15 protein-coding genes are annotated in these 15,627 nt (G+C 69.0%); 1 reads left to right on the forward strand and 14 read right to left on the reverse strand.

The window, feature by feature from the left end; genetic code table 11:
- Positions 1 to 6 precede the first annotated feature (6 nt).
- Together fliD and FHW73_RS11715 are read right to left on the reverse strand one after the other, a co-directional pair.
- Positions 7 to 1,404: a flagellar filament capping protein FliD gene (fliD, locus tag FHW73_RS11710; RefSeq protein WP_183426900.1), complete on the reverse strand. Its 1,398-nt coding sequence runs from the start codon at positions 1,402 to 1,404 to the stop codon at positions 7 to 9.
- 217 nt (positions 1,405 to 1,621) lie between these two features.
- Positions 1,622 to 3,253 (reverse strand): flagellin, encoded by a 1,632-nt coding sequence (locus FHW73_RS11715; protein WP_183426901.1) that lies wholly within the window; start codon positions 3,251 to 3,253, stop codon positions 1,622 to 1,624.
- A gap of 299 nt (positions 3,254 to 3,552) precedes the next feature.
- Between FHW73_RS11715 and FHW73_RS11720 the strand changes: the two genes are divergently transcribed.
- On the forward strand, positions 3,553 to 3,804 hold the full coding sequence (locus tag FHW73_RS11720; protein ID WP_183426902.1) for a helix-turn-helix transcriptional regulator: 252 nt from the start codon (positions 3,553 to 3,555) through the stop codon (positions 3,802 to 3,804).
- Between the two features lie 121 nt (positions 3,805 to 3,925).
- Here FHW73_RS11720 and flgL read toward each other — a convergent pair whose 3' ends face one another.
- From flgL to FHW73_RS11780, 12 genes are all read right to left on the reverse strand, one after another.
- Positions 3,926 to 5,128, reverse strand: coding sequence for a flagellar hook-associated protein FlgL (gene flgL / locus FHW73_RS11725; RefSeq protein ID WP_183426903.1), 1,203 nt, complete (start codon positions 5,126 to 5,128; stop codon positions 3,926 to 3,928).
- Entirely contained in the window at positions 5,125 to 6,999 is a 1,875-nt protein-coding gene (gene flgK / locus FHW73_RS11730; RefSeq protein ID WP_183426904.1) for a flagellar hook-associated protein FlgK, read from the reverse strand. The genes flgL and flgK overlap by 4 nt, the downstream gene beginning before the upstream one ends.
- A 15-nt stretch (positions 7,000 to 7,014) precedes the next feature.
- Positions 7,015 to 8,148 (reverse strand): flagellar assembly peptidoglycan hydrolase FlgJ, encoded by a 1,134-nt coding sequence (flgJ, locus tag FHW73_RS11735; protein ID WP_183426905.1) that lies wholly within the window; start codon positions 8,146 to 8,148, stop codon positions 7,015 to 7,017.
- Position 8,149: 1 nt separating this feature from the next.
- The gene (locus FHW73_RS11740) at positions 8,150 to 9,268 is read right to left on the reverse strand and encodes a flagellar basal body P-ring protein FlgI (RefSeq protein ID WP_183426906.1); all 1,119 of its coding nucleotides are present in this window, start codon (positions 9,266 to 9,268) and stop codon (positions 8,150 to 8,152) included.
- A gap of 8 nt (positions 9,269 to 9,276) precedes the next feature.
- Positions 9,277 to 9,975: a flagellar basal body L-ring protein FlgH gene (flgH, locus tag FHW73_RS11745; protein WP_183426907.1), complete on the reverse strand. Its 699-nt coding sequence runs from the start codon at positions 9,973 to 9,975 to the stop codon at positions 9,277 to 9,279.
- A 7-nt stretch (positions 9,976 to 9,982) separates the two neighbouring features.
- Positions 9,983 to 10,768 carry a flagellar basal-body rod protein FlgG gene (gene flgG / locus FHW73_RS11750; RefSeq protein WP_183426908.1) on the reverse strand — a complete coding sequence of 262 codons (786 nt, stop codon included), beginning with the start codon at positions 10,766 to 10,768 and terminating at the stop codon, positions 9,983 to 9,985.
- A 158-nt stretch (positions 10,769 to 10,926) separates the two neighbouring features.
- Complete coding sequence (locus FHW73_RS11755) at positions 10,927 to 11,676, reverse strand: flagellar basal body rod protein FlgF (RefSeq protein WP_183426909.1); 750 nt, start codon at positions 11,674 to 11,676, stop codon at positions 10,927 to 10,929.
- Between the two features lie 127 nt (positions 11,677 to 11,803).
- Entirely contained in the window at positions 11,804 to 13,027 is a 1,224-nt protein-coding gene (gene flgE, locus FHW73_RS11760; protein WP_183426910.1) for a flagellar hook protein FlgE, read from the reverse strand.
- Between the two features lie 40 nt (positions 13,028 to 13,067).
- The gene (locus tag FHW73_RS11765; protein ID WP_183426911.1) at positions 13,068 to 13,733 is read right to left on the reverse strand and encodes a flagellar hook capping FlgD N-terminal domain-containing protein; all 666 of its coding nucleotides are present in this window, start codon (positions 13,731 to 13,733) and stop codon (positions 13,068 to 13,070) included.
- Positions 13,733 to 14,140: a flagellar basal body rod protein FlgC gene (gene flgC / locus FHW73_RS11770; RefSeq protein ID WP_183426912.1), complete on the reverse strand. Its 408-nt coding sequence runs from the start codon at positions 14,138 to 14,140 to the stop codon at positions 13,733 to 13,735. Before flgC ends, FHW73_RS11765 begins: the two co-directional genes overlap by 1 nt.
- Before the next feature lie 3 nt (positions 14,141 to 14,143).
- The gene (gene flgB / locus FHW73_RS11775) at positions 14,144 to 14,551 is read right to left on the reverse strand and encodes a flagellar basal body rod protein FlgB (RefSeq protein ID WP_183426913.1); all 408 of its coding nucleotides are present in this window, start codon (positions 14,549 to 14,551) and stop codon (positions 14,144 to 14,146) included.
- A gap of 78 nt (positions 14,552 to 14,629) precedes the next feature.
- On the reverse strand, positions 14,630 to 15,589 hold the full coding sequence (locus FHW73_RS11780) for a chemotaxis protein (RefSeq protein WP_183426914.1): 960 nt from the start codon (positions 15,587 to 15,589) through the stop codon (positions 14,630 to 14,632).
- Positions 15,590 to 15,627 lie beyond the last annotated feature (38 nt).

The raw sequence follows: 15,627 nt of genomic DNA on the forward strand, positions 1-15,627 counted from the left end.
GAGGGATCACTGTGAGCTCTGCGCCGACAGCGCGGTGAGCTGCTGGGCGAGATAGGTGTTGGTGGTGCTCATCTGCGCCATCAGCTTGTCGAGCGCCACGAACTGCGCCTTGTAGCGCTCGGCGACGCCTTCCATCCGCGTCTCCAGCGCCTCGCGTTGCTTGGCGACGTCCTTGACTTGGCCATCGAGGCTTTCCTTGCGCGAGGTGAACGAGCCTTCCTTGCCGACATAGGTCTTGACCACAGCGTTGAGCCGGCTGGCGATGCCGGTCTCGCCGGTGAAGGCGGCGGCGATCTTGGCCGGGTTTTCGGCCATTGCGGCGTCGAACTTGGTGGCATCGAGCACCAGGTTGCCGTTGGGGTTGGGATGGCCCTGGGTCTGCAGGCCCAGGGTCTTGGCATCCAGTCCCTGGGCGGCGAGTTCGCCGAGCAGTTCGCTCATCATCCCGCGTAACTGGGAGCCGGCACCGCGCATCTGTGCATCGCCGGTCAGCGACGAGGGCGTCTTGGTTTCGGCGTTGTAGCTGGTGGCGGTGGTGATGGCATTGAGGGCGGCGTTGTAGGCTTTGACGAAGCCTTCGACCGCGGCGCGGCTGCCGGTGGGATTGGCCGCGACTTCGACGATGCTGGTCCCGGCATCCTTGAGCTTGAGGGTCAGCCCCTGAACCGCGTCGGTGACCGTGTTGCTGGCGCTGGTGGTGACCAGTCCGTCGATGGAGAGCTTGGCATCGCCGGCCGGGACCTGCTCGGTCATGCCGTCGACCAGGCCATGCAGATCGCTCTCGCCCTCAAGCACGGACAGCGTGATCGCATGCGCCGCGCCGGTCTTGGCGCTGCCCAGCGACAGATGCTGGCCCTCGTCGGAGGTCAGCAGCGCGGCCTGCACACCATGCTTGCCGGCGGCGGCGGTGATCGCATTGCGGATGTCGGTCAGGGTCGCATCCTTGGCGACAGTGACATCGACGAAATCGGCGCCGATCCCGACCCGCAAAGTGCCGGCCCCGAACTTGGTGGCCTTGTCGATGCCGTCGCCGACCAGCTTGTGCGCGGTGGCCAGCTGTTCGACCACGACCTCATAGCGCCCCAGCGGGGTGTTGCCGCCGACGGTGGCACCGAGCACGGTATCGGTGACCGTCCCGGTCGGCGCGGTGCCGGTGGTCGAGCGCGAGGTGACCATGCGGGCGCCCAGTGCCTCGGGCTTTTGCAAGGCATCAAGTGCGGTCTTGAGACCGTCGAACGCGGACGTCACCGTGCCCAGGCCCGAGAGTTTGAACTTGGCGTTGGTCTCGAGCTTGTTGAGCCGCGCATCGTGTGGCGCACGGTCACTGCTGACCAGCTTGGTGACGATTGCGCTGATGTCCAGGCCGGAGCCGACGCCGCCGTAGCCAAAAGAATAGTCCGCCATGTCCGGTCTCCCTTTACCCGCTGGCGCCGCCCTGGCAGGCGTGCGCCCTCTGGATTGGATATCGGCGCGTTTGCGCCGCGCTTGAGTCGATCCAGGCCATGCAGGTTGCGTGCCAGCGCCGCGCCGTCGCCAGGCGCCGCTGCCCACAACGCGAAACCCGCCTTCCGTTGCCGGAAGGCGGGTCGCGGTCCACGTCAGTGCGGGAACTGCGGCGCGATCAGCGCAGCAGGCTCAGCACGTTCTGCGGGATCTGGTTGGCCTGCGCCAGCATCGCGGTACCGGCCTGCTGCAGGATCTGCGTGCGCGACAGCTCAGCGGTCTCCTTGGCGAAGTCGGTGTCGACGATGCGGCTGCGCGAGGCCGACAGGTTCTCCGAACCGGTCTGCAGGTTCGCCACGACCGAGCTGAAGCGGTTCTGCACGGCGCCCAGGTCGGCGCGGGCCGAGTTGACCGAGTTCAGGGCGGCGTCCATCGCCAGGATCGCGTTCTCGGCGCCACGCTCGGTCGAGATGTCGAGCTGGGCGAAACCGGTGGCGGCGGCGCCTTCGGCAAAGTTCGCCGTCGCGCCGGCGGTCAGGCCGGTCTGAGCGAGCAGGCCGGCGGCATCGTCGCCCGCGCTGAGGCCGACCGTGAAGTTGCCATTTGCCGAGGCCAGCTCGACCTTGCCGTCCTTGAGCGACGCAGTCACGCCAGTGTTGTAGCTCTGGTTGTTGATCGCGGTGACCAGGTTGTTGGCGCGCTCGGAAGCGCTGCCGGCCTTGTCGTAGCTGATCGTGATCGCCTCGGAGTTGTCGCCCGACGGCAGCACGCCCTGCAGCGTGAAGCTGCCAGCGGCGAAGGTGCCGGCCGTTGCAGGCGTGCCGGGGGTGCCGGTACCGTCCACCGCTTCGGTGCCGTTGGTGTGCGCACCGGCGAATCCGGCCGTCGCGAAGGTGCCCTGGGTCCCGACAGTGCCGCCCAGTGCGATCGTGAAATCGGCGCCATCGGCGCGGCTGAAGGCCAGCGTGCCCTCAGCAGCCGTGCCGGTGAACGTGATGCCAGCGTCAGCGAGATCGTCCTGGCTCGTGGCCAGCGCCGCATCGATCGCGGCACCGGTCACCGTATCACCGGTATTGTCGAGCGTGATGTTGACGGCGGTCTCGCCACCGACGGTCAGGGTGAACGTCTGGCCATCGGCAGTTGCTGCCGCCGGCGTCCAGGCCCCCGAAGCGCCGGACGTCGTGGCGACCGCCGGCGTGCCCGGGGTGTAGTCTTCCGACGGCGGAACGGCGGCGGCGCCACCGGTGCCGATCGCCGCGGCGCCGGTGACCGTTGCCGAGGTCGCGGCCTCGTTCCAGTTGCCGAGCTTGCTGATGTTGGCGTCGGCGATCTGTGCGACGCTGATCGTCTGGCCCTGGTTGGCGCCGACCTGGAAGGCCTGGTTCTGGAAGCTGCCGTCAAGCAGCTTCTTGCCGTTGAAGTTGGTCTGCTCGGCGACGCGCTGGATCTCGGCCTTCAGCAGCTGGACTTCGGAGTTCAGCGCGGCGCGGTCGGTGTCGGAGTTGGTGGCGTTGCGCGACTGCACCGACAGCTCACGGATGCGCTGCAGGTTGTTGCCGATCTCGCCCAGCGCGCCTTCGGCGGTCTGTGCCAGCGAGATGCCGTCGTTGGCGTTGCGGGCGGCCTGGTTGGCGCCGCGGATCTGGGTGCTGAAACGCTCGGAGATCGCCAGGCCGGCGGCGTCGTCCTTGGCGCTGTTGATGCGCAGGCCAGACGACAGGCGCTGGATCGTCGTCGACAGGCTGGCGCTGTTGGTCGACAGGTTGCGCTGGGCGTTCAGCGAAATGGTGTTGGTGTTGATGACGGACATTGCTGGTCTCCTGGATGAGGGAATCCGGCGGGTACAGGGCCTTGCCGGGTGGCTCCGCAGGGGCTTGCCGTCTCACCGGCCCTGTCCTCTGCTGACACCATTAACGGCGTCCCGGGGCAGGGCTTTAGGCCTGTCGTCGCACATCATGGGGACCAGGCGCCATGGGCCCGTTTGCTGGCCCTGGGTCGCATCCGCGTGAAGGCGACCGAATACGATCCCGTTGGGCCTTCATTTTGTATCCATTTGTTTACATTCCGCGCGAAATGTATACGATGAGGAACGAAATCGAGGAGTCATCCGTGGCTATCGAACGTGTTCCCGATGTGGCAACCCAGGCCAGGCATTGCGGGCAAAGGCTGCGCGACAGGCGCAAGTCGCTGGGCATCAGCATGACGGCCGCCGCTGAAGCTGCAGGCATGTCGCGCGTCACTTGGCATCGACTGGAGCGCGGCGAGACCTCCGTCGCGTGGGGCTATGTTCTCGCGGCGGTGCATGCGCTTGGGCTTGAGGTCGAGATCGAAGTCCCAGGTGCGGCCGCGCGCTGCGGTTGAGACTGCAGCGCATGGAGCAGGCCTGAGCGTATCGCGAAAAATTTGGGCTCGTACGAAGACGTTTCGCGGACGCGCCGACGGCGGCCAGGCGTCGTGGACGTCCAGGCGCCCTTCGCCGGCGTCAGCGCAGCAGGTCGAACAGCGACAGGCGCTGCATCTGCACGAAGCTCAGCTGGGCGGCGTCGAGCGCGACCTTTTCCAGATTGAACTGCGCGATCGCCTCGGCATAGTCGAGGTCGCGCAGGCCCGAGAGCGTGGTCTCGATGGTCAGGCCCTGGGCGTCGCGCAGGCTGTCGGCACCATCAAGCGCGGACAACTGGGCACCGCCCGCGGCGCGGGCATCGATGAGGTGGTCCTGCGCGGTGGCGATGTCGCGCATCGCGCCCTGCAGCGCGTTCTGCTGCGCGGCGCGCTGCGCATCCGTGGTCGGGTCGAGCGCCAGCGCACCGAGCAGACGATCGATGGTCGCGAACACGTCGCGGGTCGACGCCGGGCCGACCTCGAAAGCATCGCCGTCGGCCGGCGCGCCACTGACGACGACGTGGACGCCATTGACGTCGATGGCCTCGCCGTCGACATGCGTGCCACTGCCGACGACCTCGCCTGCGGCATCGCGCACCTCGTAGGCACCGTCCTCGCCGAACGCAATCTGATAGCTGCCGCCGTCCCAGCGCGACGAATCGGCGACCGAGATGCTGCCGACCCGGCCGGTGCCGGTATTGCCGGCCTGCGCCGCGACATCGACCCGGCCATCGCCGGTACGCACGCGCAGGAAGACCTCGCTGCCGGGCGCGGTGTCGGCGACGAACAACTGCGGCGCGACCTCGACCTGGCGCTGGGTCTGGTCGCCGCCATAGACGACGCTGCCAGCGACACGACTGAACGGTGGACTGCCATCCTGGGTGCCGCCGAACAGATAACGGCCGGTGCCGTCAGGGCTGTTGGCCACTTCCAGCAGGCTGTCGCGCAGGCTGGTGATCTCGATGGCGATGGCCTTGCGGTCGCCGTCCGACAGCGAGGCGCTGTTGGCGCGCACGGTCAGCTCGGTGATCCGGCCCATGATGCCGCCGGCCTGGGTCAGTGCGCTTTCCTGCATCCCTAAGCGATGGCGCACGGCGTCGCCGTTCTTGCCGAAGCGTTCGAGCTCGGCGAGCGCGCGATCCAGGCCGACCGCGGCGCCGGCGCCGACCGGGTCGTCCTTGGCGGTCAGCAGCTTCTGCCCGGTGGTCATCTGCTGTTGCAGGCGTGCCAGCGAGGCCTGCTTGGATTGCAGCGAGGCGATCGACTGCTGGTAGAGCATGCTGGTGGAGATGCGATTGCTCATCGGCGGACAGCTCCCAGGATCGACTGGAACAGGGTGTCGGCGGTGGAGATGATGTGCGCGGCGGCCTGGTAGGCCTGTTGCAGCTGCAGCATGTTGGCCGCTTCTTCGTCGAGATTGACGCCGGACACACTGTCACGGGCCGATTGCGCCTGCGCGTGCACCACCGCCTGCGCCTCGGCGGCATAGGCGGCATGTCGCGCGGTCGAACCGACGGCCGAGGTCAGGCCCGAGATCGCGCTGTTGAGGCTGACGTTGCCGCCGTCGAGCAGCCGCAGATCGTCGAGGCCGGCGAGCAGGGCCGCATTGCCGTTGTCGCTGGAGCCGGCGCCAGTTGGGCCGACGGTGAAGGTGTCACCCGCGGCCGGAATGCCGTCGAGGACGAATGACCAACCGTTGGCCTCGATCCGTGCGCCCGGCGTGTAGGGGAACGGCCCGTCGCCATCGATCATGTACTGATCGCCGTCGAGGAACTCGATGCTGGCCGCGCCCGCGAGCGCTGCCTGGGCATCGTCGACGCGCATGCCCGACGGCTTGCCGGTGCCCTGGTTGTCGAGCGCGGCATCGACACGCACTGCCGTTGCTGCGGCGATCCGCCCTGGATCGGTGATCGCCACCGCCAGCCCGCCGGCGACCTGGGCGGTGGGCTGCAGCAGGAAGCGGTCCTGCTGCGCGGGTGTGCCGTCGACGATCAGCGCGATACCGCCCACGCGCAGCGGATCGTCGGCAGTGCCGGTGCCCGCGACCGGCACCGTGGCGCCGGTGGCCGCATCGCTGGCCGACCAGGCGCCGTCGCGCCACTGCACAATCAGGTTGCGACCATCGACCGCGGCGAGGTCGGCGACGCTCGCCGACAATCGCGCCGATCCGCTGTTGGCGCTGTGGCCGGAGACCACCGGCGCGGGCACGCTGAAAAAATCGCCGCCGCGCGCGCCGGTCTGATCGACGCCGGCGGCGTGCCCGGCGTTGAACCGCATGCCCAGACCCAGCGCGATCCGGCCCAGTTCCGCCTGGCTCGGGTCCAGCACCTGGCTGCGGAACTCGAGCAGCCCGCCCAGGCGCCCGCCCATCGCACGCTCGTCAATGCGCACGGTCTGGCCGGCACCCTGTAGCGCCAACTGCTGCCGCTCGGGCCGGTAGGGATCGGAGACGGTGGTCAGCTGCGAGGCCTGCGCGCCGACGACCAGAGCCTGGCCGCCGCTGGAGAACACATTGATCGCACCGCCGTCCTGCGGCACGGCGGTGCCGCCGGTCCAGCCGACGAGCTCGGTGATCAGCTGATCGCGCTGGTCGAGCAGGTCGGGCGAGGCCGTCGATGCACTGCTGATCCGTGCGTTGAGCTGGGCGATCTGCCCGGCCAGCCGGTTGACCTCGGTCGCGCCGGCAACCAGCCCGTTGTCGACCTCGGTCGCCAGGCGCCCGAACTCGCCGTGCAGTTGCTGGAAGCGCGAGGTCAGCGCCTTGGCGTCGCCGAGCAGGCTCTGCCGCTCGGCCGATGCCGAGGCCTTGGACGACAGCGCACTGACCGCGTCGAAGAAGTTCGACCACTGCCCGGCGATGCCGGTGGCCGATTCGGACATCAGGCTGTCGACGCGGCCGGTGAGCGTGGAGAGCTGCTGCAGGCGGGCCAGTTCGCCGCCGCTGTCGATCAGCCGGGCATTGGCCAGGTCATCGGCGACGCGGCGGATGTCGCTGATGCGCGTGCCGCTGCCGATGTAGCCCACGCCGATGTCCTGCGGCGTCCCGGTGGTGAACTCGACCTGCTGGCGGCTGTAGCCGGGCGTCTTGATGTTGGCGACGTTGTGGCCGACGGTCGAGAGCGCCCGCTGGAACGCGATCAGCGCGCTGGTACCGGTGGTGAGGACGTTGGCCATGACGGGTCCTGGCGACTAGCGGCGGGAGAACGCCTGGCCGGGCGCGTCGGCGCCGGCGAAGCGGAACGGTTGCACGGCGTCGCCGGCCTCGCGCGCGACCTCGGCGATCGTCGACAGGGCACGCCCCAGCGTGGGGCCATTGGCGATCGCGCTGATCTTGTCGGCGTAGCGCGGATCGGTGGCGTAGCCGGCCTGCTGCAGCGCGCTGGCGAAGCGGCGCACGTCGCCGCCCGACTCGAGTGCCTGGCGATAGCGCGGGTTCTGTTTGAGCAGCCGCACGTAGTCGGCGAAGCTCTCGGCCGGCGAAGCATAGGCGCGGAACTGCGCGCGCTCGTCGCGGCGCACGCCGTTGCGGTACTCGTGGGTCGTCGCGGTGACGCGCTCGCCCTGCCAGCCGGTGGCCTTGATGCCGAACAGGTTGTGCGCGGTCCCGCCATCGCCCTGGCGGATCATGCGCCGGCCCCAGCCGGTCTCGAGCGCAGCCTGTGCCACCAGTGCCCGGGCATCGACGCCGAGTTCGCGTGCCGCGCTCTGTGCGTGCGACCAGATCGAGGCGACGAAGCCCTCGGGCGTGCGCGTGCCCAGCCGGTCGGCGGCGGCGCGCGAGGCGCTTTCCAACGCGGCCGCCCCCGGCACCAGTGCGGTCGCGGCCGCGCCGGCGGCCGAGGCGGCGGGCTGCACACGGGCCAGCAGTCGATCGATGAAGCCATCCATCGGCGACGCCGGGTTCGCGGTCTCGGCGGACGCGGCGGTGCGCCCGGCGATCAGGTCGAGCGTGCGTGCGCCGAGTGTCTCGGGCAACAAGGACCGGTCGCCGGTGTCGGCGTCCGCAGAAGGCAACGGCGCGCTCGGGTCCAGCCGCGTGTCGAGCGCCGGCGCGGCCTGCGTGCCGCCCAGTTGCCGCGCGATGGTCTTGGCCAGGCCCAGCCCCGGCCCGTCGGTCAGCGACTTGGCGAGCTTCTGGTCGTAGAGGTCGCGGTAAAGCTGATTCTCGCCCGGAAACAGCGCATCGCCGAAGCTTGCATCGCGCATGCTCTTGATCAGCATCTGCGCGAACACGCCTTCGAACTGGCGTGCGGCATCGTCGATGCGGCCGGCGTCGGGCCGCTGGCCAGGCGCAAGCTCGATGGGCGTCGGGGCGATGCGCATGTCAGATCACCTCCAGCTCCGCGCGCAGCGCGCCGGCCTGCTTGAGCGCCTCGAGGATCGCGATCAGGTCGCCGGGGGCTGCGCCCACTGCATTGACCGCGCGGACGATCTCATCGAGCGAGGTGCCGCCGGCGAACTTGAACATGCGGCTGCCGTCCTGGCCGATCTCGATGTCCGAACGCGGCGCCACGACCGTGCTGCCGCGTCCGAAGGCCTCGGGCTGGCTGACATCCACGCTCTCGGTGATCGTCACGCTCAGCGAGCCATGGGCGATCGCCGCCGGCAGCACCTTGACCTGCGCGCCGATGACCACGGTGCCGGTACGCGCGTTGACGATGACCTTGGCCGGCGCCGAACCGGCGGCCAGCTGCACGTTCTCGACCTGCGCGAGAAAACCGATCCGCGCAGCCGGGTCGTACGGCGCACGCACCGCGACGGTCACGCCGTCGACGGCGCGCGCGGTGCCCGGACCGAAACGCGCGTCGAGCGCGGCAACCATGTTGGCGATGGTGCTGAAATCGGCGCGGTTGAGGTTGAGCGTCAACTCGCCGCTGTCGCCCAGCTCCCCGGTCGCCACCCCGCGCTCGACCATCGCGCCGTTGGGGATGCGGCCCACGCTGGGGATGTTGACCGACACGCGCGAGCCGTCGCGGCCCTGCGCGCCGAAGCCGCCGACGACCAGGCTGCCCTGGGCGATCGCGTAGACCTGGCCATCGGCGCCCTTGAGCGGCGCCATCAGCAGAGTGCCGCCACGCAGCGAGACCGCGTTGGCGATCGACGAGACGGTGATGTCGATCGTCTGGCCGGGCTTGGCGAACGGCGGCAGCTCGGCGTGGATCGCGACGGCGGCGACGTTCTTGAGCTGCGGATTGACGTTCGACGGCACGGTGACGCCGAGCTCGTTGAGCATGTTGCGCAGGCTTTGCACGGTGAAGGGCGCCTGACTGGTGCGGTCGCCGCTGCCGTCCAGGCCGACCACCAGGCCATAGCCGACCAGCGCATTGCCGCGCACGCCGCCGATGGTGGCCAGATCCTTGATGCGTTCCTGCGCGAACGCGGGCAGGCACGCGCACAGCGCAAGCGCGATGACGAGCAACGGACGGTAGCGGGCAGGGCGCATGACGGGACTCAGTAGGGAGACAGCCGCGAATTGAAGAACCGGCCGAGCCAGCCCATCGCGTTGGACTGGGCGATCGCGCCACGGCCGCCGTAGACGATCCGCGCGTCGGCGACGCGGCCCGAGGGCACACTGTTGTCGGGGGCGATGTCGGCCGGGCGCACGATGCCCTGGACCTGCACCAGTTCATTGCCCTGATTGAGGCGCAATTCCTTGCTGCCTTCGACGACGAGATTGCCGTTGGGCAGACGCTGCACCACGGTGACGGTGATGCTGCCCTGCAGGCGGTTGCTCTGCGTGCTGCGGCCATTGCCGTCGAAATCGCGCTTGCCGCTGGCGCTGGCGCCAAGCACTTCGCGCCCGCCGATCGTGACCGGGGCGCCGAACAGGTTCGGCGGCGCGATGTCCACTGCGCTTTCCTTGCCGACCTTGGTCGCAGCGTTGGTCTGCGCGATCGTGCTCTCGATCAGCTGGATCGTGATCAGGTCGCCGACCTCGCGCGCGCGCTTGTCGGCGAACAGCGACAGTCCGCCGCCCCCGGCCTGGTAGATCGCGCCCTGGGTCGCATACGTCGGCGGCGCGGCGACCGGCTGGATCGGTGCCAGCGCGGGATACGGCCGGACATCGCCGGCGGCGACGCAGCCGCCGAGCAGGGCAGGCAGGGCGAGCAGCACGAGCGCGCGTGGCGTAGAAGGCGGAACGACGGACATGACGGCCTCAGACGTTGTTGTTGAGATAGCCGAGCATCGAGTCGGTGGTCGAGATCGCCTTGGCGTTCATCTCGTAGGCGCGCTGGGTCTCGATCATGCTGACCAGCTCTTCGACCACATTGACGTTGCTGCCTTCCAGCGCGCCCTGTTCGATCAGGCCCAGGCCGTTGAGGCCCGGCGTGCCGTTCTGCGCCGGCCCCGAAGCGGTCGTCTCCAGATACAGGTTCTCGCCGCGCGCCTGCAGGCCCGCGGGGTTGATGAAGTCGGTGATCGTAAGTGAGCCGATCTCCAGCGCCTGGCCCTCACCGGCCATCTGCACGGTGATCGTGCCGTCCTGGCCGATGGTCATCGCCTGCGCGCCCTCGGGGATCTGGATGCCCGGCTGCACCGCGAAGCCGCTGTTGGTTACCAGTTCGCCCTGCGGACTGATCTTGAAGCTGCCGTCGCGGGTATAGGCCGACGTGCCATCGGGCAGCAGCACTTCGAAGAACCCACGGCCGTTGACCATCACATCGAGCGCGCGGCCGGTCTGCTGCGGATTGCCCTGCTGGAAGTCCTTGGCCGTCGACACCACGCGCACGCCAGTGCCGAGCTGCAGACCGGTCGGCAGTTGCGTCTGCGCCGAGCTCGCACCGCCAGGCTGACGCACCTGCTGGTAAAGCAGGTCCTCGAAATTGGCGCGATCGCGCTTGAAGCCGGTGGTGTTGGTATTGGCGAGATTGTTGGAGACCACCGACATGCGCGTCTGCTGCGCATCCAGCCCGGTCTTCGCCACCCACAGTGCCTGGTTCATCGTCGTGTCCTCGATGCGGCGCACCGCGCCATCCGCAAGAAGCGATGCAATCCCCGTGCCACCGCCCCAAAACTGTGGTCAGCGTGCAATTTCGTCGTGGTGGCAAGACGACCCGATCCCGTCACCCCGAAATTGCACGCTGACCCCGGTTTTCAGCGTCAGCCGCCCAGGCGGAGCAGGCTGTTGGCGGCTTGGGCGTTGTCGTCGCCGCGCTGGATCAGCTTGACCTGCATTTCGAACTGGCGTTGCAGCTGGATCATCTGCACCAGGGCGCCGGCGGCGTCGACGTTGCTCGATTCCAGGGCGCCGGTCGTCATGACGTTGCCGACGGCCTGAGCCGGGGGTTGCTGGGGGTCGGTGCTGCGCATCAGCCCGTCGAGCCCGCGCGTGAGTCGGTCGGGGGTCGCCTCGACCACGCGCAGGCGGCCGACGATCGCCAGCGTCTGCGGGCCTTCGCCGAGCGGCACGATCGACACCGTGCCGTCCTCGCCGATGTCCAGCGCCTGGTGCGGTGGCAGCGCCAGCGGCTGGCCGTTCTCGTCGATCAGTGGATGTCCGCCGCCGGTCACCAACTGGCCGTTGGGGGTCGGCGACAGATTTCCGGCGCGGGTGTAGGCCACCCCGCCGTCGGCCGACTGCACCGCCAGCCAGCGGTCGGGCCGCAGCGAGACATCGAGCGCGTTGCCGGTCACCCGTTGCGCACCGACCCGGCTGTCGAAGCCTTGGTCGATGTGCATCGCGTCGATGCGCGAGGCGTGTTCGCCGCCGGGCACGCGATAGGCCCGGGTGTTGGCCAGTGCGGCCTTGAAGCCGGCGGTCTCGGCATTGGCGAGGTTGTGCGCCACCGTGCCTTGGGCCTGCAGCGTGGCGCGGGCACCGCTCATCGCGACGTAGAGGGCTTTGTCCATGGGGGGCCGGGCCTGGAGTTTCGGGGGTGAGGGCGCAAGACGAACGGGGAGTCGGCGATCCGGAGCGGGTGCGGACGTGCGTGCAACGTCGTCCTAACACCCGCCACGCGTCGACCGGCCCGGCGCATCAACGGATGTTGATGACCGTCTGCGTGACCTGGTCCTGGGTCGAGATCATCTGTGCGTTGGCCTGGAAGTTGCGCTGGGCGACGATCATGTTGACCAGCTGCTCGGTCAGATCGACCGTCGACGATTCGAGCGCGCCGGCCTGCAGGTGGCCGAAGTCGGCGCTGTCAGGTACGCCAGTGCGCGAGGCGCCCGAGTCGTAGCTTTCGGCCCAGAAGTTGTTGCCCTGCGATTGCAGCCCCTGCGGGTTGACGAAGGTCGTCAGCGCGACCTGGCCCAGCGCGGCGTCGGCGCCGTTGGAATAGCGCGCAAACACCACGCCGTCGGCCGCGATGCTGATCTCGTCGAGCTTGCCGGCCGCGTAGCCGTCCTGACGGTTGTCGCGCAGCTGGAAGCCGTTGCCGTACTGGGTCGAGCCGCTGACATCGAGCGTGACCGCGACCTCGCCAGCCCCGTTGCCCGGCACGAACGGTGTCAGCACGATGCGGCCATCGGCAGGCTCGGTCAGCGCGCCGTTGTCGGTGAAGGTGAGGGTGGCGGCATCGCCCACGCGTTCGCCGTCAATGTAGGTGTGCACCTGCCATTCGTTGGCCACATCGGTCTTGACGAAGTACGAGGTCTGCACGTGGCTCACGCCCAGCGAGTCGAACACCGTGACGCCGCCGCTCGAGGCGTTGTAGCTGTTGGGCTCGCCCGGGTCGAAGGTCGCGATCGTCGGCGGCTTCGCATTGCCGGGCAGGGTGAACTTCAGGTTGACCGCGCTGGTCGCGCGCGGCGGGCTGTCGGTGGTCAGCAGCTGCAGGTCGGTCACGCGGCCGATGTCGAAGCCGGTGCCGTTGGCGCTGGGGGGATAGACCTGCAGCCGGGCCCCGTCGGGGGTGCCGATGTAGCCTTGGTTGTCGGCCTGGAAGTTGCCGGCGCGGCTGTAGAGCCGGGTGCCGTTCTTGTTGAGGGTGAAGAAGCCCTCGCCGTCGATCGCCATGTCCAGGTTGCGCCCGGTCGGCGTGATGTTGCCCTGGGAGAACTGCTGGGCGACGTTGCTCAGCTTCACGCCTGAGCCGATCGCGTTGCGGGCCAGCCCGTAGGACGTCCGCGAGAACAGATCGCCGAATTCCGCGCGCGATTCCTTGAAGCCGGTGGTGTTGACGTTGGCGACGTTGTTGGCGGTGACGTTGAGGTCGGCGTTGGCTGCGTTGATGCCGGACAGCGCGGTATTGAAGCTCATGGCGGACTCCGTTGTGGTCGGGCGCGGATAAAAAGGGCGGTCAGTTGACGCGCAGCACGTAGCCGATCGGCGCGGTGCCCAGACCGTCGAGATCGAGGTAAAGGCCGTCGCTGCCGACCGACACGCTATCGACGCGGGCGCGCACATAGGTGCTCAGCACCGAGGACTCGCCGCTGCCCGCCAGGTGGCGTGCGGCGATGCCATAGGTCCCGGCCGGCAACCGGTTGCCGGCGGCATCGGTGCCGTCCCAGGCGAACGCGACCTCGCCGGCAGCAGTGGCCGGCACGCCGAACTGGTGCACGAGCTCGCCGTTGGCATCGGTGACGTCGAAGTTCACGATACCGGCCGACGGGGCAGCGACCAGGCCGGTCGCGCTGCCTTCGCTCGGCAGCGCCAGCTTGGCCGATGGCAGCACCACATCCCGGCCCACCAGGTTCGCGCCGCGCAGCAACTGGTCGCTGGCCATCGCATTGGCGAAGCCGTTGACCGAGCTGTTGAGATCCTGGATGCCCTGCACGGTCGAGAACTGCGCCAACTGGCCGAGGAACGCGCTGTTCTCCATCGGCTTGAGCGGGTCCTGGTGCTTGAGCTGTTCGGTCATCAGCCGCAGGAAGTCCGCCTGGCCCAGTGAGGCGTCCTTCTTGTCGGCGGCCTTGCCGCCGCCTAAGCCGAGGCTGTTGGCGATGTCGCTGGAGATCGTGCTCATCAGCGGCCCATGCTCAAGGTGGCGACGGCCAGTTCCTTGGCGGTGTTCATCATCTCCACGCCAGCCTGGTAGCTGCGCGAGGCGGAAATCAGGTTGACCATCTGCGACACCGGGTCGACGTCAGGGGCGTACACGTAACCCTGGGCATCGGCGAGCGGATGACCGGGTTCGTAGCGTTGGATCGGCGGGGTGTCGCGCTCGACAATGCCGGCGACCTGCACGCCGGTCAGCGCCGGGTCGCTGGCATGCGCGCTGGCGCGGAACACCGGCTCGAGCGGCCGGTAGACCTGCTCGGGCGAGCCGGCGACCGAGTCGGCGTTGGCCAGGTTGCTGGCCAGCGTGCTCAAGCGGACCGACTGGGCCTGCATGGCCGAACCGGCGACATCGAAGATCGGCAGGTTGCTCATCGGTTACTGTCCGGTGATGGCGGTCAGCAGGGTGCGGACCTTGGATTCGAGGAAGCTCAGCGAGGCCCGGTACTCCAGCGCCGCGCGGCCGTAGGCGGCGCGCTCGGCATCGGGATCGACACTGTTGCCGTCCAGGCTGGCCTGGGCGGCGACACGCGCGACCTCGAACGGCGCCAGGGCATCGGCCCCCGGCAGCGGGATGTGATCGGCGCGCTCGCGCAGCGGCGACTGGCCGCCGGCTTCGCGCGTGCGCGCAGCGGCGGCCAGCGCGACATTGAAGTCGAGGTCGCGGGCCTGGAAGCCCGGCGTGTCGGCGTTGGCCAGGTTGCTGGCGATGAGCTTCATCCGCTGCTCGCGCAGCGGCAGCGCATCGGCCTGCAGCCCGAGATAGGACGAGATCGGATTGGACATGACCGGCCTCCGGCGGAGTTCGCCGGTGACCGTGCAAGCGGCGTGCCAAGGCGTGCGGCGCGGCGGCCGCGGTCAGGCTCAGGCGGCGACGAGTCGTCCGCCGGCCGCCTCGGCGACCTCGTGCAGGCGCTTGAGTACCTCGTCAGCCAGGTCGTGCGGGCTGTACTTGGCGACGAACGCGTTCGCGCCGACGCTTTGCACCATCGAGGTGTTGAACACACCCGACAGCGAGGTATGCAGCAGCACGTACAGATCGGCGAGGCCGGGGTGGCGACGGATTTCCGTCGTCAGCGTGTAGCCGTCCATCGCCGGCATCTCGATATCGGAGACGATCATCGCGTAGCGCTGCGAGGGCGGCTCGCCGGCCGCATGCAGCTGCAGCAGGTGGTCGAGTGCCTGGCGGCCGTCGGACAGCAGCGTCACTCCGACGCCGAGCTGGTCGAGCACGCTGCGGATCTGCTGGCGCGCGACCCGCGAGTCGTCGACCACCAGCACCTGCATCGGCGGTGCGTCGGCCGGCAGCGCATAGTCCGGGGACAGATCGGCGTCCATCCGCGCCTGCGAGATGTCGGCCAGCACGCTTTCGACGTCGATCACCTGGATCAGCTCGCCCTGGTAGCGCGTGACCGCGGTCAAATAGCCGCCCTCGGCGCCCAGGTCCGGCGGCGGCAGCACGTCCTCGACCGCGATGTTGACGATGCGCTCGACCCCGCTGACCAGAAAGCCCTGCACCGAGCGGTTGAACTCGGTGACCACCAGATAGCCGGGCGGGGCATCGTCGCTGCGCTCGGGATGGCCGATCGCGACCCCCAGATCGAGCACCGGCACGCTGCGGCCGCGCACGTCGGCCACACCGGCGAACTGTGCCGGCAGCCCCGGCACCCGGAACAGATGCGGTCGGCGCAGCACTTCCTGCACCTTGAAGACGTTGACGCCAAAAACCTGACGTCCGCCGAGACGGAACAGCAGCAGCGCCAGCCGGTTGTGGCCGGCGAGGCGGGTACGCTGGTCGATGCGGTCGAGCAGATCCTGCGACATGCCTGCGATATCGGCCCGGGGACCGGCGACTTGAGCCG

It is taken from the genome of Luteimonas sp. RC10, from assembly GCF_014192745.1.
Classification (GTDB): domain Bacteria; phylum Pseudomonadota; class Gammaproteobacteria; order Xanthomonadales; family Xanthomonadaceae; genus Luteimonas.

Bases quoted from the DNA above. Each gene is read 5' to 3' on its own strand.
- fliD (WP_183426900.1), bottom strand. From the start codon at position 1,404: ATGGCGGACTATTCTTTTGGCTACGGCGGCGTCGGCTCCGGCCTGGAC.
- FHW73_RS11715 (WP_183426901.1), bottom strand. From the start codon at position 3,253: ATGTCCGTCATCAACACCAACACCATTTCGCTGAACGCCCAGCGCAAC.
- flgL (WP_183426903.1), bottom strand. From the start codon at position 5,128: ATGAGCAATCGCATCTCCACCAGCATGCTCTACCAGCAGTCGATCGCC.
- flgK (WP_183426904.1), bottom strand. From the start codon at position 6,999: ATGGCCAACGTCCTCACCACCGGTACCAGCGCGCTGATCGCGTTCCAG.
- flgJ (WP_183426905.1), bottom strand. From the start codon at position 8,148: ATGCGCATCGCCCCGACGCCCATCGAGCTTGCGCCTGGCCAGCGGCCC.
- FHW73_RS11740 (WP_183426906.1), bottom strand. From the start codon at position 9,268: ATGCGCCCTGCCCGCTACCGTCCGTTGCTCGTCATCGCGCTTGCGCTG.
- flgH (WP_183426907.1), bottom strand. From the start codon at position 9,975: ATGTCCGTCGTTCCGCCTTCTACGCCACGCGCGCTCGTGCTGCTCGCC.
- flgG (WP_183426908.1), bottom strand. From the start codon at position 10,768: ATGAACCAGGCACTGTGGGTGGCGAAGACCGGGCTGGATGCGCAGCAG.
- FHW73_RS11755 (WP_183426909.1), bottom strand. From the start codon at position 11,676: ATGGACAAAGCCCTCTACGTCGCGATGAGCGGTGCCCGCGCCACGCTG.
- flgE (WP_183426910.1), bottom strand. From the start codon at position 13,027: ATGAGCTTCAATACCGCGCTGTCCGGCATCAACGCAGCCAACGCCGAC.
- FHW73_RS11765 (WP_183426911.1), bottom strand. From the start codon at position 13,733: ATGAGCACGATCTCCAGCGACATCGCCAACAGCCTCGGCTTAGGCGGC.
- flgC (WP_183426912.1), bottom strand. From the start codon at position 14,140: ATGAGCAACCTGCCGATCTTCGATGTCGCCGGTTCGGCCATGCAGGCC.
- flgB (WP_183426913.1), bottom strand. From the start codon at position 14,551: ATGTCCAATCCGATCTCGTCCTATCTCGGGCTGCAGGCCGATGCGCTG.
- FHW73_RS11780 (WP_183426914.1), bottom strand. From the start codon at position 15,589: ATGTCGCAGGATCTGCTCGACCGCATCGACCAGCGTACCCGCCTCGCC.